Annotated in this window: 29 protein-coding genes; 4 read left to right on the top strand and 25 right to left on the bottom strand. The window is 53.2% G+C overall.

Features of this window, described 5'->3' with window-relative positions:
* The first annotated feature begins 180 nt into the window (after positions 1–180).
* The gene (locus tag NLX71_RS20705) at positions 181–891 is read left to right on the top strand and encodes a response regulator transcription factor (protein WP_254365663.1); all 711 of its coding nucleotides are present in this window, start codon (positions 181–183) and stop codon (positions 889–891) included.
* Between the two features lie 106 nt (positions 892–997).
* On the opposite strand, the gene NLX71_RS20700 is transcribed toward NLX71_RS20705, so the two are convergent.
* From NLX71_RS20700 to NLX71_RS20665, 8 genes are all read right to left on the bottom strand, one after another.
* On the bottom strand, positions 998–1,735 hold the full coding sequence (locus NLX71_RS20700; protein WP_254365662.1) for a YhcN/YlaJ family sporulation lipoprotein: 738 nt from the start codon (positions 1,733–1,735) through the stop codon (positions 998–1,000).
* Between the two features lie 80 nt (positions 1,736–1,815).
* A complete protein-coding gene (locus NLX71_RS20695; protein ID WP_254365661.1) occupies positions 1,816–2,334 on the bottom strand; it encodes a hypothetical protein in 519 nt (172 codons plus the stop codon).
* A gap of 1 nt (position 2,335) precedes the next feature.
* Complete coding sequence (locus NLX71_RS20690) at positions 2,336–2,986, bottom strand: trimeric intracellular cation channel family protein (protein ID WP_254365660.1); 651 nt, start codon at positions 2,984–2,986, stop codon at positions 2,336–2,338.
* Between the two features lie 5 nt (positions 2,987–2,991).
* Entirely contained in the window at positions 2,992–4,071 is a 1,080-nt protein-coding gene (locus NLX71_RS20685; protein ID WP_254365659.1) for a Gfo/Idh/MocA family protein, read from the bottom strand.
* Positions 4,072–4,206: 135 nt separating this feature from the next.
* Positions 4,207–4,866, bottom strand: a complete 660-nt coding sequence (locus NLX71_RS20680) for a response regulator transcription factor (RefSeq protein WP_254365658.1) — start codon at positions 4,864–4,866, stop codon at positions 4,207–4,209.
* Positions 4,867–6,255, bottom strand: coding sequence for a sensor histidine kinase (locus NLX71_RS20675; RefSeq protein WP_254365657.1), 1,389 nt, complete (start codon positions 6,253–6,255; stop codon positions 4,867–4,869).
* Positions 6,256–6,276: 21 nt separating this feature from the next.
* Entirely contained in the window at positions 6,277–6,660 is a 384-nt protein-coding gene (kapB, locus tag NLX71_RS20670) for a kinase-associated lipoprotein KapB (protein WP_254365656.1), read from the bottom strand.
* Positions 6,661–6,706: 46 nt separating this feature from the next.
* Positions 6,707–7,048 (bottom strand): thioredoxin family protein, encoded by a 342-nt coding sequence (locus tag NLX71_RS20665; RefSeq protein WP_254365655.1) that lies wholly within the window; start codon positions 7,046–7,048, stop codon positions 6,707–6,709.
* A 94-nt stretch (positions 7,049–7,142) separates the two neighbouring features.
* On the opposite strand from NLX71_RS20665, the gene NLX71_RS20660 reads away from it, so the two are divergent.
* Positions 7,143–7,367, top strand: a complete 225-nt coding sequence (locus tag NLX71_RS20660) for a hypothetical protein (protein ID WP_254365654.1) — start codon at positions 7,143–7,145, stop codon at positions 7,365–7,367.
* A 106-nt stretch (positions 7,368–7,473) separates the two neighbouring features.
* Here the strand turns inward: NLX71_RS20660 and NLX71_RS20655 are convergent, their stop codons facing one another.
* The 3 genes from NLX71_RS20655 to NLX71_RS20645 form a co-directional block, all read right to left on the bottom strand.
* Entirely contained in the window at positions 7,474–9,087 is a 1,614-nt protein-coding gene (locus tag NLX71_RS20655) for an ABC-F family ATP-binding cassette domain-containing protein (protein WP_254365653.1), read from the bottom strand.
* Between the two features lie 157 nt (positions 9,088–9,244).
* Positions 9,245–11,161 carry an ABC-F family ATP-binding cassette domain-containing protein gene (locus NLX71_RS20650; protein WP_254365652.1) on the bottom strand — a complete coding sequence of 639 codons (1,917 nt, stop codon included), beginning with the start codon at positions 11,159–11,161 and terminating at the stop codon, positions 9,245–9,247.
* Positions 11,162–11,193: 32 nt separating this feature from the next.
* Positions 11,194–12,255, bottom strand: coding sequence for a M42 family metallopeptidase (locus NLX71_RS20645; RefSeq protein ID WP_254365651.1), 1,062 nt, complete (start codon positions 12,253–12,255; stop codon positions 11,194–11,196).
* 86 nt (positions 12,256–12,341) lie between these two features.
* On the opposite strand from NLX71_RS20645, the gene NLX71_RS20640 reads away from it, so the two are divergent.
* Both NLX71_RS20640 and NLX71_RS20635 read left to right on the top strand, forming a co-directional pair.
* Positions 12,342–12,671 (top strand): ASCH domain-containing protein, encoded by a 330-nt coding sequence (locus tag NLX71_RS20640; protein ID WP_254365650.1) that lies wholly within the window; start codon positions 12,342–12,344, stop codon positions 12,669–12,671.
* 136 nt (positions 12,672–12,807) lie between these two features.
* Positions 12,808–13,239, top strand: a complete 432-nt coding sequence (locus NLX71_RS20635) for a DUF2269 family protein (protein ID WP_302058368.1) — start codon at positions 12,808–12,810, stop codon at positions 13,237–13,239.
* Positions 13,240–13,263: 24 nt separating this feature from the next.
* Here NLX71_RS20635 and NLX71_RS20630 read toward each other — a convergent pair whose 3' ends face one another.
* The 14 genes from NLX71_RS20630 to NLX71_RS20565 form a co-directional block, all read right to left on the bottom strand.
* Positions 13,264–13,554 (bottom strand): Dabb family protein, encoded by a 291-nt coding sequence (locus tag NLX71_RS20630; protein ID WP_054976137.1) that lies wholly within the window; start codon positions 13,552–13,554, stop codon positions 13,264–13,266.
* Between the two features lie 48 nt (positions 13,555–13,602).
* Positions 13,603–15,162 (bottom strand): ABC-F family ATP-binding cassette domain-containing protein, encoded by a 1,560-nt coding sequence (locus NLX71_RS20625; RefSeq protein ID WP_254365649.1) that lies wholly within the window; start codon positions 15,160–15,162, stop codon positions 13,603–13,605.
* A gap of 72 nt (positions 15,163–15,234) precedes the next feature.
* Entirely contained in the window at positions 15,235–16,131 is an 897-nt protein-coding gene (locus tag NLX71_RS20620) for a PP2C family protein-serine/threonine phosphatase (RefSeq protein ID WP_254365648.1), read from the bottom strand.
* Positions 16,132–16,134: 3 nt separating this feature from the next.
* Complete coding sequence (locus NLX71_RS20615) at positions 16,135–17,799, bottom strand: DUF6382 domain-containing protein (RefSeq protein WP_254365647.1); 1,665 nt, start codon at positions 17,797–17,799, stop codon at positions 16,135–16,137.
* Positions 17,800–17,837: 38 nt separating this feature from the next.
* Positions 17,838–18,362, bottom strand: coding sequence for an A24 family peptidase (locus tag NLX71_RS20610; RefSeq protein WP_254365646.1), 525 nt, complete (start codon positions 18,360–18,362; stop codon positions 17,838–17,840).
* Between the two features lie 2 nt (positions 18,363–18,364).
* The gene (locus tag NLX71_RS20605) at positions 18,365–19,024 is read right to left on the bottom strand and encodes a TadE/TadG family type IV pilus assembly protein (RefSeq protein ID WP_254365645.1); all 660 of its coding nucleotides are present in this window, start codon (positions 19,022–19,024) and stop codon (positions 18,365–18,367) included.
* A 10-nt stretch (positions 19,025–19,034) separates the two neighbouring features.
* Positions 19,035–21,104: a hypothetical protein gene (locus NLX71_RS20600; RefSeq protein ID WP_254365644.1), complete on the bottom strand. Its 2,070-nt coding sequence runs from the start codon at positions 21,102–21,104 to the stop codon at positions 19,035–19,037.
* Positions 21,105–21,134: 30 nt separating this feature from the next.
* A complete protein-coding gene (locus NLX71_RS20595; RefSeq protein WP_254365643.1) occupies positions 21,135–22,163 on the bottom strand; it encodes a hypothetical protein in 1,029 nt (342 codons plus the stop codon).
* A gap of 27 nt (positions 22,164–22,190) precedes the next feature.
* Entirely contained in the window at positions 22,191–22,409 is a 219-nt protein-coding gene (locus tag NLX71_RS20590; RefSeq protein WP_254365642.1) for a Flp1 family type IVb pilin, read from the bottom strand.
* 45 nt (positions 22,410–22,454) lie between these two features.
* Positions 22,455–23,318, bottom strand: a complete 864-nt coding sequence (locus NLX71_RS20585) for a type II secretion system F family protein (protein ID WP_254365665.1) — start codon at positions 23,316–23,318, stop codon at positions 22,455–22,457.
* Positions 23,319–23,330: 12 nt separating this feature from the next.
* A complete protein-coding gene (locus tag NLX71_RS20580) occupies positions 23,331–24,158 on the bottom strand; it encodes a type II secretion system F family protein (RefSeq protein WP_254365641.1) in 828 nt (275 codons plus the stop codon).
* Between the two features lie 35 nt (positions 24,159–24,193).
* Positions 24,194–25,414, bottom strand: coding sequence for a TadA family conjugal transfer-associated ATPase (locus NLX71_RS20575; RefSeq protein WP_254365640.1), 1,221 nt, complete (start codon positions 25,412–25,414; stop codon positions 24,194–24,196).
* A complete protein-coding gene (locus tag NLX71_RS20570) occupies positions 25,411–26,523 on the bottom strand; it encodes an AAA family ATPase (RefSeq protein WP_254365639.1) in 1,113 nt (370 codons plus the stop codon). Before NLX71_RS20570 ends, NLX71_RS20575 begins: the two co-directional genes overlap by 4 nt.
* A 219-nt stretch (positions 26,524–26,742) precedes the next feature.
* Positions 26,743–26,937, bottom strand: a complete 195-nt coding sequence (locus NLX71_RS20565) for a hypothetical protein (protein WP_254365638.1) — start codon at positions 26,935–26,937, stop codon at positions 26,743–26,745.
* Between the last annotated feature and the right edge of the window lie 15 nt (positions 26,938–26,952).

Below are 26,952 nucleotides of genomic sequence, written 5' to 3'. Positions count from 1 at the left end.
AAACCCGCACGATCATAGACGCTCTTGAACGAGCTTTCCGAGAACAACCGATCATACAATAATTCATTTTCGATTCCCGCCGGGGTGCTTCGCACCCCCTATTTGTGTTGAATGTGTACCTGAATAGTTACAAGTTTCTTAACATTTATCTAATACTTCATTGCGTCGAGGTGCCACGCCATGTCTAAAGTATTGCTGGTTGAGGATGATCAAAGTATTGCGGATATGATATCCATTTACTTGAGCGAAGAAAATTATACTGTGTATTGCGCGACCGACGGCAAGCAAGGCAAAGAATTGTTCAGCCGGCATGAGCCGGATGTCATTATTCTTGATTTGATGCTTCCGGATTCGAACGGCATTGAGCTGTGCAAGCATTTTCGCACCGTCTCCAACGTACCGATCATGATCGTTTCCGCCAAAAACGAGGTATCCGAACGCGTCAACGCGCTGATGATCGGCGCGGACGATTATTTGTGCAAGCCGTTCAGCATGCGGGAGATGGCCGCGCGGACGAGTGCGCTTCTGCGCCGCTCCGCTTTAACCCAATCGGTCAGCATTGCAACTGCGGACTCCGTTCCGGCGGAAACGAAGGACATCGTCCTTGATGTGGAAAAGCGAGGCATCTACTTGCACGGTCAAGCGGTGGAAACGACGTATTCGGAATTTGAAATCATGAAAAATTTCTGGCTTCATCCGGGCAAAGTCTTCTCAAGAGAAGAGCTGCTGAACAAAATTCGCGGTATCGATTCCTTTGTGACCGAACGTTCGGTGGACGTACATATTACCAATCTCCGCAAAAAAATCGAGACGGACCCTAAAGAGCCTAAATATATCAAAACCGTATGGGGCGTCGGATATAAATTCGAAATGCCAATGAAGGCCCATTAACCGGGCTCGCCAACGGCGCACTTTGGTCAACATAAAAATCCGGCCGGGCACGCAACCTTGTCAAGCGTTGCGACCGGCCGGATTTTTGCATACGGCGCGACTTCGTTTATTTGCGGGTGTTGGCATCGTCCGGAAATACGTGCAGAATCAGAGTGTTGAACTCGTTCACATAATTGGTCATGGTGCCGCGCTCCTTCTCTTCCTTCGCATAAAAGCGGACGCGCTGCACGAAGTTCGGGTTAGCCGATACATATACCTGCTGAATGTTGGTAGGCGCCATCGACAACACCAGCTTGCGGATTTCATCGGCCTTTCCGGTCGACAAGCCCCCGTTTTCCGTCCACGAATATCGGTTCGGCCCTTTATCGCTTCCTCCGAATATCCCGACTCCGCCTTTCGACGTTACTTGATATCCCATCATGTCCGGAGACGCCTCGGCTTCCGGGCTATGCCCGTCCAAAACAACCGTCACATAGCTGTTCACTTCCGTCAGCAGCACTTGGGCCTCACGAACGCTGGAGACGCCCTTCACCCGCTCCGCGATCTGCGGCGCAAATGCCATTGTACCCGCCGAGTGCCGGTTTGTCATATCGAGCTGTTTTCGTCCGCTATATTCCTTCCCTTGGCGGGCTTCCTGCTCGTCTACCCAACGCTGCTTGACCCCAAGCGATCCATCTTCGTTATTGCGGGAATCGCGATCGTACAAGGCTTGCCGCCGGTAATCCTCCAGCCCGCCGCCGGGTCGGCTGGCCTGCGGCCGATTCCCGCCGCACGCGCTTTGCAGCAGCAAGCAGCCGGCTATAGCGAACAGAAGCAGCCCCTTTCGGTTTATCACGGTGTTCATCCTGTCGTGTCCCTCCTGTAGACGTGCCCTCATAAGGCTTACGCTTAGGATGAATCACCCGCCGGAAAATATGCGCAGCGCTACTTCTTTTCGCTATCGCCTCGATTCAGCCGCTCCAGCAGCTCGCGGACTTTTTGTTCCGATACGTCTCCCGCTTGCTTAAAGAGCGCAAGCTGCTCCGCAATATCGAGACCGATGGCTTCGTGCTCGGCTTCCTCAGCCGCATAGCCGGGATCGAACCACACATAATCGCCTTCCGGGCCATTGCGCAAGAACGGCTTGCTCCAGTGGGCCGGATAATCGTAAGGCGCTTCCCCGAACAAAAAGCCAAGCACCTCGTCGCTTTCCAGCGGCATCAAATGGTGGAACGATTCTTCCTGTCCGGCATCCGATCCCGCCGGGATCGCGGCCAAATTCCGGTGCAGATAGGCATAATGCAGGTAATGCTCCCCGGTCGCCTTGTCTTTGGCGATCTCGTACAGTTCAAGCGCATCTTCCTTCAACACGCGCACGGAGTCGAGCCGCTCCCCGATTTCTTCGCCCGGAATACGCTTCCGACTGCTCCAGGACGCGCTTGGCTCGTTTGCTTCCGACATCATGCTAAGCCCCCTCAGCTTTTTTCGATTCCTCACCAAGCCGCAGCGTACGCCGCGGCAGCCGCCATTTGTACACCACCGACAGCATCCGCAAAATAACAATAAGCGCGAATAGTCCAAGCAGCGCCCACGACCCTTGGAACCACCCGATCCCGATCAGTAATCCCGCGAGCATCCCCCAGACCGCATAGATCTCGTCACGCAACACAAGCGGCTTCCGTCCGGCCAGCACGTCGCGGATGATTCCGCCGCCGATCCCGGTCATCATCGCCGCGACGATGACGGCGCTTAGCGGAGCATTCATCTGAACCGCATACAGCGCCCCTTGAATGGAGAAAGCCGCCAAGCCGAGCGCGTCGAACAAGGATTCCCATGTTTTCCAGCGGCGAATCCAGCTGACAGGAACGATAAAAACAAGAAACGCCGCGATGAGCGCCGTTTTCAAGTAAAGTCCCTGTGTCCAAAGCGTGCTAACCGGAATGCCGATCAGCAAGTTCCGGACGACCCCGCCGCCGAACGCCGTCACAAACGCCAGCACAAAAACTCCCAAAATATCGTAATCTTCTTCCATGGCAACGACCGCGCCGGAAATAGCGAACGCGATCGTGCCGATAATACTAAATAATTGCAGATTGACTTGAAGCAGTTCATCCATGAGGGTTAATCCAAGCTCCAATCCAACGTAACGAGTTGGCCTGTACGGGACGACTCATAGATCGCTTCCAGCACTAAACTGTTCGTCAGGCCTGACATGGCAGACGTAAGCGGCTCGCGATCCTCCCGGATACATTCCAGGAAGTGGCGGCTCATACGCTGACGAGGCCCTTCATCGTTCGAATCCACCGTCAAATCCACATCGGCGGTCCGGTCGAACAGCTCGGTATGCAGCGTCCCTCTGCCTGCGCGCAGGGAAGCGCCCCCTTCGGAGCCCATCAGATAAATATAAGGTCCGTTATCGATAAAATCGGTATTGGCGGCCCAGCTTACATCCAGCGACAGCGTGCTGCCGTTATCCAGCTTGATTAGAGCAGTTGCCAGATCTTCAACGTCATAGAAGCCGTTCCAATCCGTCTTGCCCCAAGTGCCGATACCGCGCTTCTTCGGTCCGAACTCGGCATACGTCGTCCCGAAGACGGAAACCGGCTTCGGACTGCCCATCAAGTGCAGCGACAAATCAAGCATGTGCACGCCGATATCGATCAGCGGCCCGCCACCGGATTTATTCATTTGCGTAAACCAAGAGCCCCAGCCCGGAATCCCTTTGCGACGCATCCAGCCGGTCTTTACATTATAGATGCTGCCGAACGCGCCTTTGTCGATTTGTTCCTTCACCTGCATATTAAGCAATTCCCAACGCATCTGATGCGACATCATCAGCACTTTGCCCGACTTCTGGCATGCCTTGACAATTTCTTTGGCGGAAGCCGCGTTAACAGCCATCGGCTTTTCAAGCAGAACGTGCTTGCCGGCTTGAAGCGCTTCGATGGCAATGGGGGCATGAGCATCGTTCGGGACGGCCACGATCACCGCATCCACGCTCGGATCCTGTAGCAATTCCTGATAGGTTGCATAAACGTTCGGAATGTTGTATTCCTTCGCCCGCGCGATAGCCATAGGCTGGTAGACGTCCGTCACGGCCGTTACAGCGGCGTCCGAGAGTTGTAAAAATTCCTGAATGTGTACGTTGCCGATGTTTCCGGCGCCGATGACGCCAATTTGTATTTTGTCGTTTGCGCTCATGCGTTAGGCTCCTTCGCTGACGGTTTTCTATGTTTTCAAACAGTTCCACTATACCACAAACTTCGGGCAAGGTGTAACGAAAAAAAGCGGCCTCCTTCCGGTTTTTACGCCTGTGGCAGCCGCTTTTCGGGCAGCTTACAAAATGCCCATATCTTTTGCTTTTTGGGCCGCTTCCTTGCTGCTTTTTCCGCCCAATTTCTTCAAAATGTTCCCAACATGCACTTTGATCGTTCGGATGGAAACGACAAATTTGTCAGCGATTTGCGTTTGCGTGTGACCTTTTTCGATCAGGTCGAGCACTTGAATTTCGGTCGGCGTCAGCAAGTTTTTGAGTTCTCTTACCCGGACATCATGCTCAAGCTGCTTCAAGCGGCGGAATTCTTCCCGCATCTGTGCGGCGACGCTCGGATGGATCGAGCTCCGGTTGGCGTATGCGCTGCGGATCGTCTGCGGAATTTCCGTGAAGTTGGACTTTACCATATAATCGACCGCGCCAGCCTTGAACGCCTCAAAAATGATTTCTTTCTCCTCCATCGAAGAAAGCATCACGACGCGGGCCCCGCTGCATTTAACAATTTCCGCTGCGGCCCATAGTCCCTCCGGACTATCCGACATCATGACATCCATCAGAACGACATCCGCTTCCGTCTTCTCCAGCAGCTCGACAGCCGCTTCGCCGGACGAGGCCTGACCTACTACTTCGATATCCGGTTCCTTCTGCAAGTAGCTGTGCAGGCCGCGCAGCCAGTCCGGATCGTCCTCGACAATGACGACGCGAATCGCAGGGTGCTCCATTCAAATTAACTCCCTTCCCGCCGGAAGCCGCTTTCGCTTCGGAAACTGCATGAAGACGCTCGTTCCTTGGCCCGGCTCGCTGTGAATGTTCATGGTGCCTTTGTGCTTTTGAACTATAGTATAACAGTAAGACAGTCCCAAGCCGAAGTTCATTTTTTTGCCGCTTTTGGTCGTATAGAACGGATCGAAGACGCGCTTGAGCTGCGCCTTGTCCATTCCCGGGCCTGTGTCCTTCACTTCCACAACGACTTTGCGCTTCGTTTCCGTCAAGCGTACGATCAGGACGCCTCCGTCCGGCATCGCTTCAACGGCATTGGTAAGCACATTGGTCCACACCTCGGTCAGCTGCGCCCGGTCGGCAGCAATCGGCTCCTCGGTCAAATACTGCTCGCGAACCTCGACTTTATGCAGTTCCGGAGACAGCGTGCGAATGCAGTCCCTCATCAGCTCGCGCGGGTCCAACTCCTTCAATTGCAGCTTGATCTCTTGGGTTTGTCCTTGAATCCGGTAGATCATATCGTAAATATGCTGCGAAGCGGACAATATGACCTCCACATCCTGCATCACTTGAGCCGGGTCCGTTCGTCCGGCTGCCGCCTCGGATTTGATTTTGTCGCCGAACAGCCGGATTTTGCCGACATCGTTCTTGATCGCATGGTTCAAAATCGATGTCCCGGACGTAATCGCGCGCAGCGTATAATCGAGCTTCTGGTTTCGTATGGAAATTTGCAGACCCATGAATCCGTAGCGGAAGCTCGATCCGACAATGATGGCCAGGGTGAGCGCAATCACCCCGATGTTATAGCGCCACAATTCGGAGAAACCGAAAAAGGTGGGCAGCAAATAAAGCGTAAACAAAGCGAATACCAGCGTTGGCGCAGCCGCTAGCGTCGTCAGCATCCGGCTGCGGCGGAGAAACGAATTTTTCTCCTTCAGCAGCGCCATGATCAATAAAACAGCCCCTGCCACAATATACGGCGCCGCCCAAGGGGTGACAAAGTAATAAGGGATCGGATCGCCAGGCTTCGGTTCGAGTACGAAGGAAAAGGCAGGAAGAATCGCCAACGCCCACGGAATCCATCGTTTCCACGGCCACACCGGATAATCCGGATAGTAAACGATTGCGAACATCAAAAACGTATAAGGCAAGCCGAAGTAGCATATCAGCGAACTGGCGAGCTCGGCTTTGCTAACCAGCACCGCAACAGGCATCGTCAACAGGCCGCGGTCAAACAAATAAGGCACGATATCGTCCGCAATTACCGCCGACAATCCCCCGCAGCCGCCTGTAAAGGCAATGCTGCTGATCCATTGTGTCGTCGCCCGCTTCGGATCGGTGACGATCAGGAGCAGCCCGATCGTCCATAAGCCGATAAACACAAACAGCATGACAACCCGATCCCTTCCGTCTTAAGCGTACTCTCCTTCGAGCCGGTCCAATTCTTCGAGGCACCGCTCGGCCCAGCGAACCGTCTGCTGCAGCCGCGCGCGCTCCTGCGCCAAGGCTTGCCGCAGCGATTCGCGGTAATCCGGCACCGTCCCTTGGTACGGCCGGACGGTGTTCGGCGGCATTAGCGCAATCTCCTGATAAGCCAGCGCGCGCCGCTGATGGAAAAACGCCACATCCGGGTCCATCGGATTGTGCAAATCTCCTTGCGTCGGGTGTTTTACGACCGCGGCAATCTTGACGGCGACTTTGCCGGTAGGGGACAGTTCAACTACCTCTCCGATGTAATCGCCTGTTTTGTAGGAAGCCCGGACCATCGTTCCGGGTGTTAACATGGATTCCAGCATCGTATTGATACGACTCCCTTCCTTGGTATAAGTTTGAAAGGCCTCATTAGCCATTCATAGTAACGTTCATCCAGCGGTGCAGCTCTTGTACGTCGTCGAACCGGTATTTTTTGTCCATCGTTCCCCGCTGCCATCGCACCAGACACGGCACGCTTTCGATTTGCCAATTCCGCGCTAGAACCGGAGAAAAATTAATATTGCAGCGGCCAATGGTAGTCTGCGGATTCAACGCCGCGACGACTTCCAGCATCCTCTCGCCTAACTTGCACGTGCCGCACAACGGAGTGTAGAAGAATACGTACCGGGGCGCCGAATGAGCCAAGCGGCCTTCGGACGGAGCGAGCGTCCATGCAAGCAGGTCTTTTTCCGACCATTCCATGAGCGTCATAGTTTGAATCCCTTCCCACCTATTTGCTTATTGCTTCCAGAGGGACCTATCCGGTAGAATAGTACTATCCAGGGTATAGGGCAGGTGTTAAACAATGTCGGACACAACGAACCAAAATTCGAATGAGCAACCGCAATCCACCAGCGAGGCTAAAAAAGTCAGCTTGGCGGATGCGATTAAAAACAAGCTCGCGCAAAAGAAGCAAGCCCAGCACGACGCTAAAGCCAACGGCCAACTGCGTGCCGGAAACGCATCCGTAATGAAAAGCCAAAACAACAAAAAGCCGAACAACCAACGCCGGCGTACCGGCGGAAGCTGACCGGCCGCGATTGGAAAAGAAGGATGAGCACAGCCTTTTCAGGCCTGCGGCTCATCCTTTTTTTAATTATACGGAACAGCTGTTTCTGGCAAGCTTGGGATGATAATTAAGCATACAGCAGGTTGCGCTGCTTCTTAATCTCGTCGTTCTCCAAGTATTCGTCGTAGGTGATGACCTTGTCGATCAGGCCGTTCGGCGTAATTTCGATAATCCGGTTTGCCACGGTTTGCACGAATTGATGGTCATGGGATACGAATAACATCGTGCCGTCGAAATCCATCATCCCGTTGTTCAGCGCCGTGATTGACTCCAAATCCAAGTGGTTGGTCGGCTCATCCAGAATGAGCACGTTGGCGCCGCTCATCATCATTTTGGACAGCATGCAGCGCACTTTTTCGCCCCCGGACAGCACGCTTGATTTCTTAAGCGCCTCTTCGCCTGAGAACAGCATGCGGCCAAGGAAGCCGCGGATATAGGACTCGTCTTGATCCTTGGAATATTGGCGCAGCCAGTCAACCAAGTTGATGTCCGTATCGAAATAAGCCGAGTTGTCTTTCGGGAAGTACGCTTGCGTCGTCGTCACGCCCCAGCTGTACTCGCCGGCGTCGGCTTCAAGCTCACCCGTCAGCACTTGGAACAACGTCGATTTGGCGATTCCGTTCGGGCCGACGAGGGCGATTTTGTCGCCTTTGTTCACAGTAAAGCTGATATTGTTCAATATCAACTGGCCGTCGATCGATTTGCTGACCCGGTCCACTTGAAGCAATTGCTTGCCCGCTTCCCGCTCCGGCGTAAATTTGATGAACGGATACTTCCGGGTCGACGGCTTGAGATCTTCGAGCGTCAGCTTCTCCAGCAGCTTCTTACGCGAAGTCGCCTGCTTCGACTTGGAGGCGTTCGCGCTAAAGCGCTGAATGAACGTTTCGAGCTCTTTGCGCTTCTCCTCAACCTTCTTGTTGGCCTCGCGCTGCAGCTTCAAAGCCAGCTGGCTGGATTCGTACCAGAAGTCGTAGTTGCCGACGTACAGCTGAATTTTGCTAAAATCGATATCCGCAATGTGCGTACACACCTGGTTCAGGAAGTGACGGTCATGGGATACGACAATAACGGTGCCTTCATATTTGGCAAGGAAATTTTCAAGCCAGTTGATCGATTCGATGTTCAAATGGTTCGTAGGCTCATCAAGCAGCAAAATATTCGGATTGCCGAACAATGCCTGCGCCAGCAAGACGCGGACTTTTTGGTTGCCGTCGAGTTCTTTCATTTTGATATCGTGCAGGTCTTTGGAAATGCCAAGACCAATCAGCAGCTCCGCCGCGTCCGATTCCGCCTGCCAGCCGTCCAACTCCTGGAATTCCCCTTCCAGCTCAGCCGCACGCATGCCGTCCTCTTCGGAGAAATCCGGCTTTGCATACAAAGCGTCTTTTTCCTCCATAATTTGGAACAAGCGCGCATGTCCCATCATGACTGTCCTGAGCACGTCCACTTCGTCATATTCGAAATGGTTCTGCTTCAGAACTGCCATACGCTCGCCCGGGGTGATGCTGACTTCGCCTTTGTTCGCTTCCAATTCACCGGACAAAATTTTCAGGAATGTCGATTTGCCCGCTCCGTTTGCGCCGATCAAACCGTAGCAGTTGCCGGGAGTAAACTTAATGTTGACATCCTCGAACAGTGCCCGTTTGCCGTATCTTAAGGTGACTCCTGTTACCGTAATCATCTGTTTAAAACCTACTTTCGCAATTATAATAAAGCGATCAGCCCATGTAAGGCCGCTTACGAACGTATATTATAGCATAAATTGGCGTGTCTTCCCACTGGATGTTATTTTTCGTGCCGTCCCATTCGGCGAGCTGCACCGATGAAACGCTGCTTCGTTACTTGTTCTGTGCGATACTCTCTACCAGCTCGGACAGCTCCGTCCAGCGCTCCATCGCTTCCTCCAGCCGCTGTGTCAGCTCCTGCTCTTCCTGAAACAGCTCTTGCGCTTTCGTATAATCGCTGCCCGCGTTCTCAATGTCCCGCTTGACCTGTGTCAAACGCTCCTCGATCCCGGCGATTTTATCCTCAATCTCGTCCCATTCCTTTTGCTCCTTATAGGAGAGCTTGCGGGAACGATTCGATTCGCGCTGCTGCGTCTGCGCCGTTTCGCCAGTTGCTTTGGTTTCGCGCCGCTCTTCCGCCGCCGCCTGCTTTTCGCTTCGGGACGCTTCCAAATATTCCGTATAATTGCCGAAAAACCTTCGGATGCGGCCCTCCCCTTCGAACACGAACAGATGATCCGCCGTCCGGTCCAGAAAATAACGGTCATGGGACACGGTGATAACCACGCCCGGAAAATCTTCCAGATACTCTTCTAAAATAGTCAACGTTTGGATATCCAAATCGTTCGTCGGCTCGTCCAGCAAAAGAACATTCGGCTCGCCCATCAGCGTGCGCAGCAGATACAGCCGACGCCGCTCGCCTCCGGACAGCTTGCCGATCGGCGTCCATTGCTGGGCAGGCGTAAACAGAAAGCGTTCGAACATTTGCGCCGCCGTAACCGATTCACCGCTTGAGGTTCGCACCACCTCAGCCGCTTCCTTAATATAGTCGATCGCCCGCTGCTTCTCGTCCATCTCGACGTTTTCCTGCGTGTAGTAAGCCAGCTTCACGGTCGGACCGGTTACGATGGAGCCCGCATCCGGCTCCAGTCGGCCGGTCAGCATGTTCAAAAACGTCGATTTACCCGTCCCGTTCGGTCCGATAATGCCGATGCGATCTTCAGGCAAAACGATATAGCTGAAATTGTCGACGATTTTTCGCTGCTCGAACGATTTGCCGACATCTTCCAGCTCCATGATCTTTTTGCCGAGTCGGCTCGCACTCAGCGAAATGTCCATCTGTGCGGCGGGTCCGTCCACCTTGCGGTCGCGCAGCTCGATGACACGTTCTACACGCGCTTTCTGTTTCGTCGTCCGGGCTTTGGCTCCCCGCCGAAGCCATGCCAGCTCTCTGCGCAGCAGGTTTTGCCGCTTGTCTTCCTCCGCGGCTTCGCGTTCCAGCCGATCGGCCTTTTTCTCCAGAAATGCCGCATAATTGCCGTCGTAGCTGTACAGCTCGCCGCGGTCCAGCTCGAAGATCCGGTTCGTTACCCGGTCGAGAAAATACCGGTCATGCGTCACGAGCAGCAGCGCCCCTCGCCACTTCGCCAGAAATTCTTCCAGCCACTGCACCGTTTCATGGTCGATATGGTTGGTCGGTTCGTCCAAGATGAGCAAATCCGCCGGTTGAATGAGCGCCCGAGCCATGGCGACGCGCTTGCGCTGCCCGCCGGAAAGCGTGCCGACCTTTTGGCCGAAATCGCGGATGCCGAGCCGGGTCAGCACGGTCTTGGCCGTCGTGGAGGCGTCCCATGCGCCTGTCGCATCCATGCGCTGCTGCGCGGCGAACAGCTTCGCTTGCCGCTTCTCGTCCTCGGGGGCAAGCTGCAGCTCGGCAAGCGCCCATTCGTATTCCCGCAATGCCTGCATCATCGGCGTATCCCCGAAAAACACCTGCTCAAGCACGGTCGAGTCGGAATCGAACGACGGATTTTGCGGCAAATACTCGACATGGAAATGGTTCGCATGAATGAGCTTTCCTCGCTCCATCGATTCGAGTCCGGCCATAATTTTCAGCAGGGTCGATTTGCCCGATCCGTTCACGCCGACAAGCCCGATCCGTTCTTTCTCGTTGATCTGAAAATGAATGCCGTCAAATAAAACTTTCTCGCCGTAGCTTTTATATATATCTTCTACCGTCATGATGTTCAAGCGGATTCAAGCCTCCTCGCCGTTGCTTGCGTTTATTGATTGCTGTAAGGTTCGGCAGGCTCCGTCACGTAAGCGGCAAGCAGCGAAGCCGTATGCCGCACGGCATCCTTATGCGTCCGCTCCATCGCGTGGGAAGCGTGAACGCCCGGGCCAATCAAAGCGGCGCGAATGTTGCTTCCTCCGCTAAGCGCAGCGGAAGCATCCGAACTGTAATGCGGGTAAATATCGACCGCGTAGCTCAGTCCGTCACGCTTCGCCAGCTCGATCAGCTTCGACGTCATCGCGTAATCGTAAGGCCCGGACGAATCTTTGGGACAGATCGAGACGTCGAACTCCGTACAATTCAAGTCTTCTCCCATCGCGCCCATATCGACCGCGAGCACCTCGCTGATGTCTCCCGGAATCCAAGCCGAGCCATGACCGACCTCTTCATATACACTGATCATAATCTTCAGCGTGCAGGATGGCACGATAGCCTCGCGCTTAAGCAGTTCAAGCAGCCCGAACAGCGCGGCAACGCCTGCTTTATCATCCAGGTGACGGGATTTGATAAAGCCATTCGTTTTAAACTCGGTGCGCGGGTCAAAGGAAATGATATCCCCTGTAGCAATGCCGAGCGCTTTGACATCGTCCGCCGACTTGACCGGTTCGTCCAGACGCACCTCCATGACCGCTTCTTCCCGCTTCAAATCTCGCGCATCCGGAAAGACATGCACCGAAGGCTTGGTCGTCAGGATCGTACCGTCGTAGGTTCGTCCGTCACGGGTATGCACGCGGCAGTATTCGTTTTCGACGGAACTCATCATATAGCCGCCGATCAGCGTAAACCGCAGCGTGCCGTTGCTCTTAATCGAACGCACCATCGCTCCGAGCGTATCGACATGACCGAACAAGCCGATCACCCGGTTCTTTTGCTCGCCTTCTACTGTAATAATCCCGCAGCCCTTGGGCGTGATGCTGATCGGGTACCCCAACTTCTCCGCTTCGGCGGCCAGCTTGCCCATGACCTCGCTGCAAAAACCGCTCGGGCTCGGCGTCGAGAGCAGCATGTCCAGCACCTGCATCATATACGTTTCGTTTATATCCCATTTCATACAATCGGCCTCCGTTCGTTTGCTTCTCAAAACAATTTAAGGTAAGCTACGGAATGGATCTAATAACCAAGGAGGTACATATCAGCATGACTCAACCATTGCCGCCGAAAACCTGTAGTATCGACCGTCTGGTCACCGTTCAAGAAGATGTCGAAAAAGTGCTCCGCGGAGAAAAAACGGCTACCCGCCGCAACGGACGTTACGCCGATCCGGGCGAAATCATGGAGTTGAACGGCCACCGCTTTGAAGTGACGAACGTTTATCAGCAATCGCTCGGAGAGCTGACCGACGAGCACGCAAAGACGGAAGGATACGAGTCGGTCGAGGCCTACAAAAATTATATTTTATCGCTGCATGCGGGCATGCCGTGGCTTCCGCACATGAAGGTGTGGGTCCACGATTTCCGCGCCGTATAATACGGCAAAAACAGTGTAGCCTTGGTACTTGCCACGGGCCTCTCCGGCCAAGCCGGGTCCGCTTGCCGCAGGTGCCTTTGCTACACTGTTTCTTTTCTTTAAAGATTTTCTGCTACCGTATGGAGGTGTATTGACCTTGTATTCCTGGCTCGTATTCATTCATGCCGTCAGCGCCATGGTATCGATCGGACCATTCTTCGTGCTGATACCGATGCTTCGCAGGTTAAAAACCGCCGATGGCGATCTGCTGCACTCCTACCTTGATTCCTTCCGCTTCGTCGTTCGTTTGTCCAAGCATGCCGGACACGTGCTCGTCGCTTCCGGGCTGCTTCTGATGTGGCTTGGCGGTTGGCCATGGACCACCCCGTGGATTTTCGGCACGTTCGTCGTTCTGTTCGCGTCGCTGTTGTTCATGGCCCGCGCGTTCTCTCCGACGATCCGTAAGCTGCGCGAACCGGAACACGACCGTCAGGCGCTTCTCCGCAAGCTTAGCCGGTCGTTTTATTTATATTTGTTCATATTGTTCGTCATGCTGTGGCTCATGATCATGAAGCCGATGTTATGGTGACACCTTGTGGAAGCTAATCCGGAATCAGCTTTGGAAATCGACGCAAATGCTGGTTCCGTCAAGCACCTGCTTCATATGCGCCTTCACTTCTTCATGCACCGGATGCGTATCGTACGTTTTCAAGTCTTCGAGGGAATCGAATTTCGTAATCAGCGCAATATCGTAGGAACGTTCCAAGTGAAGCACGTCCATGCCCACTTCCAGATGGCGAAGCACCGGGATTTTACCTTCCATGTTCGCCAGAACGTCATACGTGCGCTTGACCGCTTCCGGGCTGCGGTCCTTTAATTTGAACAATACAATATGAGTAATCATCGATTACAATCCCCTTTTCAAAATCGAATTTGTCGACTGCTCCTATCCTTACCTGCCTGCTTTGGCGGCGGACCATTCCTCGACATCCCACACCTTGGTTACCCAATCCTCGTAAAAATCGGGCTCGTGGCATACAAGTACGATCGTGCCCTTGTATTCCTTCAGCGCTCGCTTCAGCTCGTCTTTGGCCGCCACATCCAAATGGTTCGTCGGCTCGTCAAATGCAATCCAGTTGCTCTCATGCATCAGCAGCTTGCACATCCGAACCTTCGCCTGCTCGCCCCCGCTCAAGCTGCTCAGCGGCCGGGTAATGTGCTCGTTTTTAAGCCCGCACCGGGCTAGCGCAGCTCGAACCTCATGCTGATTCAGATGCGAAAATTCATTCCATACATCGTCGATCGGCGTCAAATTCGGCGCTTTCACTTCCTGCTCGAAATAAGAAGGGTACAGAAAATCGCCCAAAAACGTCGATCCGCCGAACGGCTGGATTTTGCCCAAAATCGTTTTCAACAGCGTCGATTTCCCGACTCCGTTACATCCCACGACAGCGATTTTATCGCCGCGCTCAATCGTGACGTTCATCTTGGGCAGCAGCGCATGGGAATAGCCGATTTCCAAGTCCTTGCCCTCGAAAACAATGCGTCCGCTTGCCCGCGATTCCTTGAATACGAAGGTCGGTTTTACCGCCTCTTCGGGACGGTCGATCCGATCGATGCGGTCAAGCTGCTTCTGACGGCTTTTTGCCCGACCCGACGTCGAATAACGGGCTTTGTTGCGCTGAATGAAATCTTCCTGCTTCTTGATAAACTCCTGCTGCTTCTCGTACGCGTCGATATGCTGCTGTTTATTGATATCTGCCATTTGCAGAAATTTTTCGTAGTTGGCGGTGTATCGCGTCAGCTTGGCAAATTCCAAATGATAAATGACGTTTACAACCTTGTTCATAAACTCGGTATCATGGGATATCAGCATGAAGGCGTACGGATAGTTTTGCAAGTAATCCGTCAGCCAGTCGATGTGCTCAACGTCCAAATAGTTGGTCGGCTCGTCGAGCAGAAGCACCGTCGGCTGTTCCAGCAGCAGCTTGGCCAGCAGCACCTTCGTCCGTTGTCCGCCGCTAAGCTGGGCCACGTCGCGGTCCAATCCGATTGCGTCAAGTCCCAGACCGTTCGCCATCTCCTCGACCTTGACGTCAAGCAGATAAAAGCCGCTATTTTCCAACCTATCTTGAATCTCGCCCATTTGCTCCAGCAGCAGCTCCAATTTGTCCGGGTCGGCATCGGCCATCTGTTCGGTGATCCCATTGAGCTCCTGCTCCAGTTCAAATAAAGGCAGAAAAGCGTCCTTGAGCACTTCGCGTACCGTTTTCCCCGGTGTTAGCTTCGTATGTTGGTCCAAATAGCCATAATTTACTTTGGGGGTCCATTCGACCTTCCCCGAATCCTTCAATAAATTGCCGGTCAAAATATTCATCAGCGTCGATTTACCGACGCCGTTGGCACCTACCATTCCAACATGCTCTCCCGGAAGCAGGCGAAACGAAACATTTTTAAACAATACCCTGCCACCAAAGCTGTGGCTTAGTTCTTCCACCGTCAACAAGCTCATGTAATTTCGGAATCTCCTGTCTATGAAAATAATTCGCGCTCGACAATTCATTATAACATCAGTAGGCGCAAGTTATCCAGATGATAGACTTGACAGGAGCTTGCGACCGCAGCGATAAAGTCGGCGGAGCCATAGTCCGCAGTGTAATCGCAGCCGCTCTTTCGCGTTCTTTCGTCCCGTTACAGGCTTGAGCAAAACAACGCTGATATTGTCGTCGGATTTTCGCTGGAGCGCCTTTGTTAACAGCAAATCGCACATTTCCTGCAAGTCGCTGCCCTTGCCATTCGCCGTTCGCAGCAGCGCGGCAATGGATCTAGGTAGAAAACGGTCGTGAAAACCGTCGCTGCTCAGCAAAAATAAAGTGCCCGGTGCGTAGCAACCCGAACGGATGTAGACGTCAGGCCGTTCCCCCATGCCGAGCGAATGCAGCAGCACATTGCGCTTGGGATGACTTCGCGCGCGCCGTACGGACATTCGCCCGCGGCGGACTTGGGCGGATACCCATGTGTGATCGCGGGTCAACCGTTTGCATCGGCCTGCCGGCGTTAACCGGTAAATGCGGCAATCCCCGACATGTGCTATGAAGTAGACGGCATCCGTCAACAATAAGAGCGTCAATGTCGTGCCAAGTCGGCCGCCGCTCCCCCGCCCCGCTTCGACTAACTCCCGGTGAACAGCAAAAAACCATGCTTCCGCCTCGCGTTCCAAGCTTGCCAGACTGTCTCCTGCGGTTAGCAGAGCGGGAACCTTGGCGTCAAGCCACTCCTTCAACCGACGAATGGCCAATTCGCTGGCTTGTGCGCCGTCCTCCGAGCCGCCCATCCCGTCAGCGAGCGCGGCAGCTGCATACGGAACGCCTTTCACTGTCTGTCCCACTCGCAGCAGCGAGCGGTCTTCGTTAATTGTACGGAACCATCCCGTATGCGTGGCGGACCCATATTGAAAATGGACGGCAATCGTCGGTTTCACGCGTCAGAACCCCATTTTAAACGTAAATTCGGTCGATACGATCTTAACTATATCACCTTCCTCCAACCGATGCACCCGGTAAGGCACCAAAGATTCGCCATTGACACTTGTTCCGTTACGCGATCCCAAATCTTTGATGGTATACCCTTCGTCATCCTTAACAAATTCGGCATGCAAGCGGGACACGCCTGCCTCCTCGTACACCCAATCCGCACCCGCTCCAGCTCGTCCGATGACGAAGCTGTTTTTATGAAGTTGTATTTGCTCCCTGACGCCGTTGCAATAAACTTCCAAGCATGCGCACGAGCGGTCCGAAGAGCGCGTTGATTTGCCTAGAAAGACCGTTGCATCCTGCGGCGCAAGCAGCGTTGTTCGCATCGCGAGATCCGATGATTGGGGCTGCGTTTCGTACGGCTCCGACTCCCCATTCAGCAATTGGCTGTACCCGGTTGCCGGGGAAGAAATCGAATCCGGCTCCCTCGGACGTCCCGCATCCGGCACAACCGGATCTCCCGGAGTGGCAAAGCTAATCGGCGATGGCGACGCCAAGCCGACACGGCTCATAAAGCTTGCCTGGTCCCCGCGGTCCGGCTCTGGCAATTTTTCGTTATTGGACTCGAAGGACAAACCCGATGCCCCCTGTTTCGGTGCCTCGGATGAAGTCTTTGCCATTCTGAGAAGCAGCAGCATTGCTCCCGCCGTGAAGATCAGCGTCAAACCGATGCACATCCAGAGCATGGTGTCGCTCGAATCGTCAAGATAAATTTTCCAAATGAAGCACCATGCGAGCACGGTAAGTAAAATAACGAACAATTGCTTCCTACGGGATTCAGGCCTCGCTTTCGGTGCTGCTTCGGCCTTGGACATTCCGGGCTCCGTCGAATGCTGTGACTGGGACGATACCGGTACTTGTCCGCCAATCAGTTCATACCCCGAATGCTCGTTGCGCACCGCTCCCGGGGTACCGCTAAACGGCTGCTCCGGACGATGGAATAACGCAGACTCCGGATGAACGGAAGCTCTGAAAGCATGCTGTGGCGGAGCCGTCATCCCCGTCAGTTCCGGTCCTGCGGGTGACACATGCTGCAAAAGACCGATTTGCTTCAAGAGCAGTTGTTTAAGCTCGGGCAAATTGAAAGCTTCCTCCTGCAAATATCGCATCAGCTCCTGAAATCCGCTTCCGTGGAGCTCGGTAACCCGGTGAATCAAACGCGACGCCAAATGATGGAGCTCTGAAGAAACCGATCCTTTCCCATCCAAATGTTCTTTAGGAATATAAGTTAAATACAAATCCTGAAAACCGGCTTCGCAATAAATGTACTCCTCCTTTAGAACATATCTGTCGGGCTGAAGCATATATACCTTGCTGTCGTCAAGCACTTCGACAATATGCAGCAGCAGCGCATAATATTGGGCGAGCGAAAGCTTCTCCATTCGCAGCCAGTGGCTGAGCATTCGTTTACCGGTAATGGCATAGTACAAGCATACCTCTCCGTTCCTTGCCTCTACCTGAACTTCGAGCAGCCGCGGAATCCGGTTAGCCGACAGCATATTGACTTGAAAGCTTGAGAGGTCTTGCTGTTTCATCCCGGTCGGTGAAGAGAGTACCATAAAATGACCGTTCCGGTTATCGAAATCGACTTTCAGGCCGTATAGCTGCTGATCCAATGTCATTCTCCTTTCCTTTCATTTTCCATTCAGCAACCTTAAATACCCAAAAATTCCCATTGGACGATCGTAATAATAACGCCCGGCAGCACTGCCCACATGAATGGAAAACGGAGCCGGCCGTCGGATGCGGGATCAGACTTCAATACCGATAGCTTGCGGAACGCAGCGAGCTGGATAAGCAAAAATGCTGCATGGGTCAGCCGTTGAACGCCGTCGCTGCGCCATAACAGCACAAGCAGCGCGATCAGACCGGCGCATATGAGAGAAGCCGCCATTGCGTAGAGAGAAAACACCGCCCCAGTAAAGGCTCCCAGCGCGGCAAACAGCTTAACGTCTCCTGCCCCTACCGCACGCAGCACATACAACGCGAGCATCGGAGCAAAGCCGCAGGCCAATCCAGCAGCGGAAAATGCCAGCCCGTTCCAACCGGTCGTAGCCAAATGAAAGATCAATCCGGAGGTTGCTCCCGTCACGGTAAGCCAGTTCGGAATTTTTTGTTTCGTGATGTCCGTAACGAACGCAACGGCCAGCATCACCGCAGCAAACCAAATACCGAGCATGCTTATCCCCCTATCCATGCGCGTTCCTGCGCTTTTTTTCGAAGTATGACGGTTTTCTTAAAAAAAGGGACTGCGAACGTATACTCATACTGCGCTTCGATAACAACATAAGCCTTCTCACGGTCGTCAAAGTTTGGAAATTGTAGAGAGGTTACCTTAAGCTTACGTTGATCGAGGCTTCCCATATCGGCAAACGACGCAATAATTGGCGTCGCCACCTCCGCGACCTTTTTTTCGACCGTTTGCTTCGCCTCATCCTTCGCTGAGCTGCCAAGCGCCTCCAGCTGTTCTCTTCGTTCTTTTTCCCAAGCGACCAAACGTACCATAGGTTCAGGAATCCATTTAGAGTAGTCCTCTACGAATTGTTCGGAATCGATGACCGTTTGTCTGGCCGTCTCCAGTTGGGTGACCACGTTACCCAGCCAAGCGCTGGCTTGGCTGTTCTGCCACCGCGCTTGCCCTTGTCGGTACAGCAGCTCGACCGGATACATGTTTGCAGCAATGACTTTAGCCGATTCCGAGACGGCAGACTGCAGCGCCATCTCAGCCAAAGATACGCGAATAAACGCAATCAGCAGCAGAAGAAATGCCAGAAAAAAGGGCAGCACGAGCGCCGCCTCAAGAGTGATGCTTCCTCTCTGCTCTTTCGTCCATCGCAACATACTGGCCTCCCTAATATGTAAAGTCTGCCGTTTTGGTCATTCGGCAGCGGTTGCCTCTTACCTCGCAACCGGAGAACTCGCTATTCCCTACCAGCTTCATGATAGCCGGTAAAAACCAGAGCCGATATGAGGTTGAAGCACCACCGGAAACATAGGTAGTCATTTGATAAAGCTTCTGTTTTGTGTTCAATTCGATCAGCGCCTGCATCCGGGACAACAGAACCGATTCACGGCTATGAAGCAGCAGGAATAATCTCAAGTAATCTTTATATCCCAGCGTAATCACTCCGCTCAATTTCCGGGACAGCGGCACCTGCTCGCCTTGAACGAGCTTCGTCATGTCTGCTTGCGCCCGGATTGCGCCTTCCGTCACCGCAGCCAGCAAGACGAGTAGCGGCGAACCGGCTGCGAGCGCTTCGTTGCGCGGTTCAAGCAGCGCTTCGGTCGTTCCGATCGCCAACCGTACGGCGAACATTTCCGCATACGCCGACGAATAATTGCCGCTGCACGTATTCGAACCGTATATTAAATATTCAACTTCCTGATTCGTTAATTCATGGCTTGCAGGATTGGAAAGCTCTTTGGAGGTTTTCGGCCGGCCGAACGCATCCTTTTCCAAGCCAAGTGTCCGGTAGCTAAATTTGCTGACGGCAAATTCATCGATATAAAACTCGTCCCGCACCTCCGTCAACAAGCCTTCCAGTGCAGAAACCAGCTTCAAAGAGCTGGACCCGGCCTGATCCGGATTTTTCAAATTAACAGTCGATACAGGAGAAATGGCCCCGGCTGCTTGATTCATCTCCAAATACGTCTGGTAGAAACCTTTGCTGCCAACCGTCCCCGGATCGCCCTGAAGCTTGCGGTAGCTCTCCTCATACAGATCGGCATTCGATACAAGAGAGCAGCTGCGGATCGTTCGCCGAAACTCGTCCAGAATCGGCTGCGCTTTGGCCCTTTGCTCCCGCTTAGCCGCTGCCGTCGCTTTGTTTTTGCTCTGACGTTCGGTTTGCGCCTTATTCTGTCTGTCGTACCATTCATCCACTTTCGTTTTGAAACCGTTCAATGCCGTTGAGGTTGCAGAATATTTTTGATTTGTAAAGATGAGGTTATCTTCAAGCTGAACCCGTACGCTGGAAAACTGGGCTACCGCCGTTCCTACTCCCGCTTCCCACTGTTCCAGTTCCTGGCGGTCAATTAAATACACAAAGTTGAAAACATCCTCGGCCCTTAGCTGCTGATCCGAACCGTTTGGCTGCCGAATCTTGCTGATTTCGTCATTCAAGTCATCATTTGCTTTTTTAGTCAGCTTCATCGCTTCCGAGAACGCATCCTTATGTTTGGAGAGCTCCGTATCATCGAGCGCTGCCTCGCCCTTCAACGATCCGAGCAGAGCGGCGTATTCGTTTTCCTGAGCAGGGCTGCCGATTTTCTCACTTAAGGTATTCAAATCGCGAAGCTGCGTGTCGTAATGCGGGTACAGTACCTCAGATTTTTGACGTATCGCTTGAAAGACGTCCCAAACTTCGTTCAGTTTACGATCGCGTTCCTCCAGCAGCTCTTGCACTTTAACCGCATTTTCGGCGAATTTCGAAGCCTGATTCAATTGAGCATCAAGGCCTGTTTTTTTGAATTTGTCGGTCAGTTCAAGCGCGTATATTATCGGAGCCCGGTATTTCATCTCCTCCAATATTTGCTGCTTGAAGATCGTATGATTGGATAAGACGAAAATCGGTGTCACCTTAGCCGAGTCTTCTTCCAAACGCTGATCAATAAAACGGAATTGACCAGGCTCCGCAGCGCCGGACAAATTGCCGGCTACCGTTTGCTTGAAAATCTCGTCTCCCTTGCTGCCGGTCAGGTCCGTACCGAACAACCCATAAGCTGCCAGCTTCGGGGAAAAAGCCGAAAGTGTCGAGCGAACCCCGGATTTTACGGCATTCTCGGCTTCCTTATCCGCGGTCCTCCACCTTGCGACATCGATCAGCAGCCCGCACAGCAGAAACAAAGGAACAAGAATGATGATCAAATAGATGGATACGGCACCGCTCTGCTCCTTCCATAGCTTTAGTAACCTCCTCAAGCATTCACCTCCGGATTCTCCCGCTTTCCTTTACTCATGAAACACGACCACAATTCCTTTTTGTTCCAACTCACGTTTTAACCCTTGAGACAGCCTCATTTCATCGTTCTTTGACACTTTGAAAAAATGCCATACCACGCCTCTAATTTCTGTGCCCTGCTTCAGCAGCTCTGCGTCTTTTGCCATCTGCTCTCGCAAATTTTGTTCATAAAAGGTGTAAAAAGCCTGATGCGCTACATTGGAAGAATCCAGCGCGTCAACAACCCTGACGGTCTCCGGGGTCACATTAATTTTTTTGCTTACCCCGCCAACCAAGCCGCGTAAATGCTCTGCAGCTTCTCTTTCAGAGGTGATTATAACCGGTTCTTTGACTGAGGTCTTCGGGTCGACCATCATTTTCAGCGCATCCTTCGGCTTGATTCGCCCTTGGATTTCACCGATAAAGGTTCGGGTCAGATCCGTCAGCCGGATCGTTTCAATCGGGTCAACGACGTAGGATTTGGACGAAGTCTCCACATCGGCTTCTTTGCCCCGCCAATACCGAGCCATGGAAGGAACGTGAAACTTTTTTTCCAAGGCGACGCGAATATAACGCAAAAACCCGTGATTCGAATAAGCGATCTCTCCGCGCAGCTGCTCCGGCAGGCTGCCTGCGGCTCGGGAAAGCTTCCAGATCGGATCGATTTGACCGGCTGCTTGCCCGGATGCTGGAAGCTGAACGGATACGGGAGCGATAGGGAGCATAAAACTGAACAAATTCATCACATGGTCGTTCGTCAGCCGCCAGTACAGGCCATCCGTTTGCCCCAACCCAACCGATCCGGTGACCGGATCTTTCCTGCTGTTGTCCCAAATATAAGCCGTCCGTTCCGCCGTCAACGCCGCCGTATAATGAACGGAAGCTTGCTGATAGGCAAACAGCGATAAGATAATAAGCAGCAAGGTCGCGATTAATATGATCGGCAGTGTCAGGGACGCCTCAATCGTAAATTGACCGGAATGACCGATGACGAATCGGCGGACCGCTATAACGAACGTCCGGTTATAAATAATTCTCATGAACCCTGTCATGTCATCATGCCAAGGTTAGGGGGTGCCTAACTTGCCGTCATCGATTTTTACATTTTTGGAATCCTTAATTTCTTTACTGGCATCGTTAAATAAGCTTTCCATCCACTTCGTAATCCACTTCCGGAAAGCAATCGCAATAATAAGCAGTACCGCAATGATTAATAAAATCTCCAGCGTACCGAGTCCGTCTTCTTCTTTCCAAAACCGCTGCAACGCCGTTTTCAAAGCTTCCATTCCTTTTTCCTCCTCTATTGTCGCAAGACTATGTCTGTTACTTGATTAATTCACCATCATTAAAGCAGGCGCCGCCACCATAACCATGACGACAAAAAATATCATGACCATCGGAAACACCAGCTTGGATGCCGCTTCTTCACCGAGCGTTTTGGCAAGCGCCTTGCGCTTCTCCCACAGGTTGGCGGATAGTTCCTTCAAGGCCATTACCAGTTCATCGCCTCCCCGTTTGTAATTTAACAGCAGCGTTGTCGTAAACAGCGAAACCTCCTGCACTGCACACCGCTTGCTGAAGTCCTCCATCGCTTTGGGAAAGGACACGTTCACCTTAAGGGCGTGAACGGTTTCTTTCAATTCAACCATTAACGGACTGGCGACCGCCTCTTTTCCATTCGTAATCCGTATCAGGGCCTGCGGTACCGTTTCGCCTGCGCCAACCAGCAGCATCAGTTGGTTCAACACTTCCGGAAGCTCAATTAAGATGGACTGCTTCTTCCGTTTAAGGTCCCCGGCTGCTTGTTTGTACATCAGAAACGGAACAAAGATCGTCAATGGCAGGCCGTAAACCAGCATCTCGGCTTCACCGGCAGCCAAACCGGCCATGGTAGTCAAGATAACCAGACCGTAAACGATAATAAGCGTCTTGGCTGCAAACCATTTCGTTTCTGAGATCGCCGATTTCGCTCCGTATAGTCCTATCATGACGCGATGCACCTTGCCGAGCGGCTCGGATAATCGGTCGGCCAGTTTCGTCCGGTCCATAAACCATAAGCTTGCAGGAGCGAGCCAATAGAACGCATCCGAGCGCGTAAGACCTCGATTGTCGCGGACCCATGGAGCATACTTTGGAAATCCTGCCCTAGCCGCACCTGCAACGGCGAACAGCTCCAACAGCAACAGCGCGAGCATCCACAAATCGCTTCACACCTTTATATTCATAATTTTTTGCGCCAAGGCAAAGCAGCCGAACAATACACCAAGCGCACCGGTCATGATAAGCAGGCCGCCGCCTTGATACAGCGGTTCCATATAATCCGGCGTCGTCCAAGCGAGTGCTGCAATGAGAATGACGGGCGCAACCGTGAGCACTTTGGATTCGAATTTCTTTTGGGCCAATGTGACATGGATGTCCTGCTCGATATCCAATTTTTCCTGAATAACGACGGCCGTTCGTCGAACCACCTGAACCAGACTGCCGCCCGTCCGCTTGCATATCACAAATACGTCCGCGAACTGGCCGATCTCGTCGATGTGGGCCCGACGGCTGAAGTCGAGCAGGCATGCTTCCACCGTTTCACCGTTTTGCAGCCGCCAGATGATCAGTTCGAGCTCACGCACAATCATCGCTCCGGCATCGGGATACAGCAGCCGCAAGTCGTCGAGCGCCTCGGCAAAAGACGATTCGATCGAGCGACCGGCCCCCATGGAAGAGGCCAGCGAAGCAAGCATTTGTTTGAACTGCTGTTTAAGCTGTGCCTTCCTTTTAGCTATAATGGCCTTGCGCCGCATGACGGGATAATACAATCCGGTTAAGGCAAACAGCCCTGCAATCAACGGATTTTTGTAAAACACCATACCAATCCCCGCCATAACGGCTGCGCCGCAGATGACAGCAGAGACCTTTTGTCCCCACGTTAGCTGGTATTCGTTATAATCCGGAAGCTTTGCTTTGGATGCCGCGGGCGACGGCTTCGTGCCGAAAGACAACCCTGCCAAGACACGCCAACGGCCGAAAGCCAATTTGTTCATGACGGATATCCTCCCCCTTTCCTGCTATCGTTCTGTTAGAGCAAGCCAGCCATCTCCAATTTCCATGTCCCTGCCAGCTCATTCCCGGTAGGCTCAAGCTGCCCGATGACTTTGCCTTCCGGCGTTTCGCCTGTCTCCACAAACCGATAAAGCGGATTGAGCTTCACCTCCCCTTCGTCGACCCCGACAATTTCGGTAATTTCCGTCACCCGTCTGGAACGGTCGCGAAGACGGGTCAAGTGGATCATGACATCAATCGCCGATGCGATTTGCTTCCGCACCACTTCGACCGGCAGGCTGGCCCCGCTCAATACCATCGTCTCCAAACGACTGAGCATATCCTGAACCGAATTCGCATGGCCGGTCGATAACGCCCCGTCGTGCCCCGTATTAAGTGCTGCAAGCATATCCAAAGCTTCCGCGCCCCGGACTTCGCCGACAATGATGCGGTTGGGCCGCATCCTCAGCGATGAACGAATCAAGTCGCGAATCGTAATCTCGCCTTTTCCTTCCGTATTGGCATTGCGGGTTTCGAGGCTGACGAGGTTCGGCACGCCGCGAATTTGCAGTTCGGCCGAATCTTCGATCGTGATGACGCGTTCGTCCGGCGGAATATATTGTCCCAGCGCATTGAGAAACGTCGTTTTCCCCGAGCCTGTTCCCCCTCCGATAAACAAATTGTATTTTGCCTTAACGAAGCGAATAAGCCGCTGCGCTGCTTCATGCGAAAGCGCCTGACGCGCAATCAGATCATCCAGTGTCATCGGCTTTTCCGGAAATTTCCGGATCGTCATCGCCGGACCTTTCAACGCAATTGGCGGGAGGACAACATTGACGCGGGAGCCGTCCGCAAGCCGGGCGTCAACGATCGGAGTCGACTCGTTCACAATCCGGTTGACCCGGCCGACGATCGCTTGAATCGTATCTTCCAGCTTCTCTCGGCTTTCGAAGCGGATATCCGTCTCCAGCACGCGGCCGTCTTTTTCAACAAAGATCTGGTCGTGAGAATTAATCATAATTTCAGTAATCGTCCGATCATCGACGAGCGGTTGAAGCACATCCAAACCGCGGAACGAGTGAAACACCTCTTGCACCAAAGTCTGCTTCTGCCCCGCGGTCAAAAAGGATTCCCTGGAGTAAGCAAACACGATTTGCTCAATCTGCTCCATGAGCTGCTCGTCCGACAAGGCATTTCCATAATCCAAGCTGTCCTGTACGCGCTGTTTGATCAGCTGCTTTACGGCGACGTCCTTCATCGGTACCGCGATCCCTCCCCGCCGGCTCGAACCAAACCGGCAGCGGCCAAGGCAAAGGCCGGCGACATCATGTCCTCCACTCGCCCAATGCCCTTCCATTCAGGGACGTAAGGCAGTTCGCTGTTATTTGCAATTCCGTACGCTTCGAACCGGTTCACAGCCTGTCCGGCATTTTTGTTATGTACGAACCGCACCCTATGCAGCCAGTCTGCCGCTCGTTCCCCGGCAGTCCAGCTTCGGAGCAGCTCGGCGTTTTTACTCAAATGTACGCAGTCGTCCAGCAGCAGCCATAGAACGAGGTCAGCCTCTTGAATCGCTTCCCTTGTCGCCGTATGCGGCGCCGAGTCCAAATCGATTACGATACGATCGTACATCCTCGTAGCTTCAATCCCTTGCAAAATCTGCTTCAAATCGGCCGCCTCCATCTCCGCCAGTTCTTTCAGGTGCATCGACGGAGGAACGTAATCGAATTTGCAGTCAGGATGCTTCCTTTTGAGCCCTTCCAGCTTGGAAGAAATAAGCGCTGGGGCCGTCTTGGCATAGTATAAAAGCTGGGAAAACGATTCCGTTTCCTCCGCTCCTTCCTGAACATACCAAGCCCGGGACGGGAGCAGCTCCAGACTCAAACAGAAGACGCGTTCCCCCTGCTGGGCAAGCTGGTACGCCAAATGAACGGCCGTTACCGTTTTGCCCGTTCCGCCGACAGCCGAATAAACGGCGACCGTCTTCGCTCCCCGGTTCCCCCGCAGCGGCTCGCCTGCACAAAATTCGTTGTAATGCGCAGTAATACCCGATAACAGCCTGTCCAGCGGCTGGTATTTAAACATAATCGGATATTCGAGCAGTCCGCCCTCTCTTGCCGAATCGCTGATCACGACCGTACACCCCGGTTTAAGCCCGAAAACGACTTCGGGCAGCGGCATAAGCGATTCGTGGACCATAATAATCAGCGGTTCCCTGGTTTGCTCTACAAACCGGACTCCTTCGTCCATCGACGTAAACACGCGTATACTAAACCGCTCCGCATATTCGGACGAGCGAACGTAAGCGGACAGCATCTCGCCAAAATAAGCATCCTCGTCCAACAGCACCAGCATAATTTTGGCCACCGACGGCACCCTCCCCTTCGTATCTGTGCGATAAGTTTATTCCATTTCTTCCCTGCGCTTCATAGATCACATACTCTCTAGTTCCCCCTTAGAAACACAAAAAAAGCACGCACTGACAGGAAATCCTTTCCTTGGTCAGCGGTGCTTCCGCTTTTGTAAATATGCAATTAACCGTATTATAGCATAAAAAATGGGTAGCGCAAGAGTCTGGGACAAAAATTACGTTTCCACTTTGTCAGCCACCCGATCTACACTTCCAAGCGTATCGTTCCCCGCGCCGCAGCCAAGATCCAGAATGGACCCCGTCTCGGACGAATCAAGGCCTCCGATGAACGGCTCCAGCCACATATCGTACTTGACCTGCTCCGGTCTCGGCTTGGAAAACAAATCGTTCCAAAAAATCGCATCCGACATTCGCAAGGCTCCTTC

Origin of the sequence: Paenibacillus sp. MZ04-78.2 (assembly GCF_024213375.1) — a bacterium.
Taxonomy (GTDB): Bacteria; Bacillota; Bacilli; order Paenibacillales; family NBRC-103111; genus Paenibacillus_G.
This window is presented reverse-complemented; position numbering and strand designations above follow the sequence as displayed.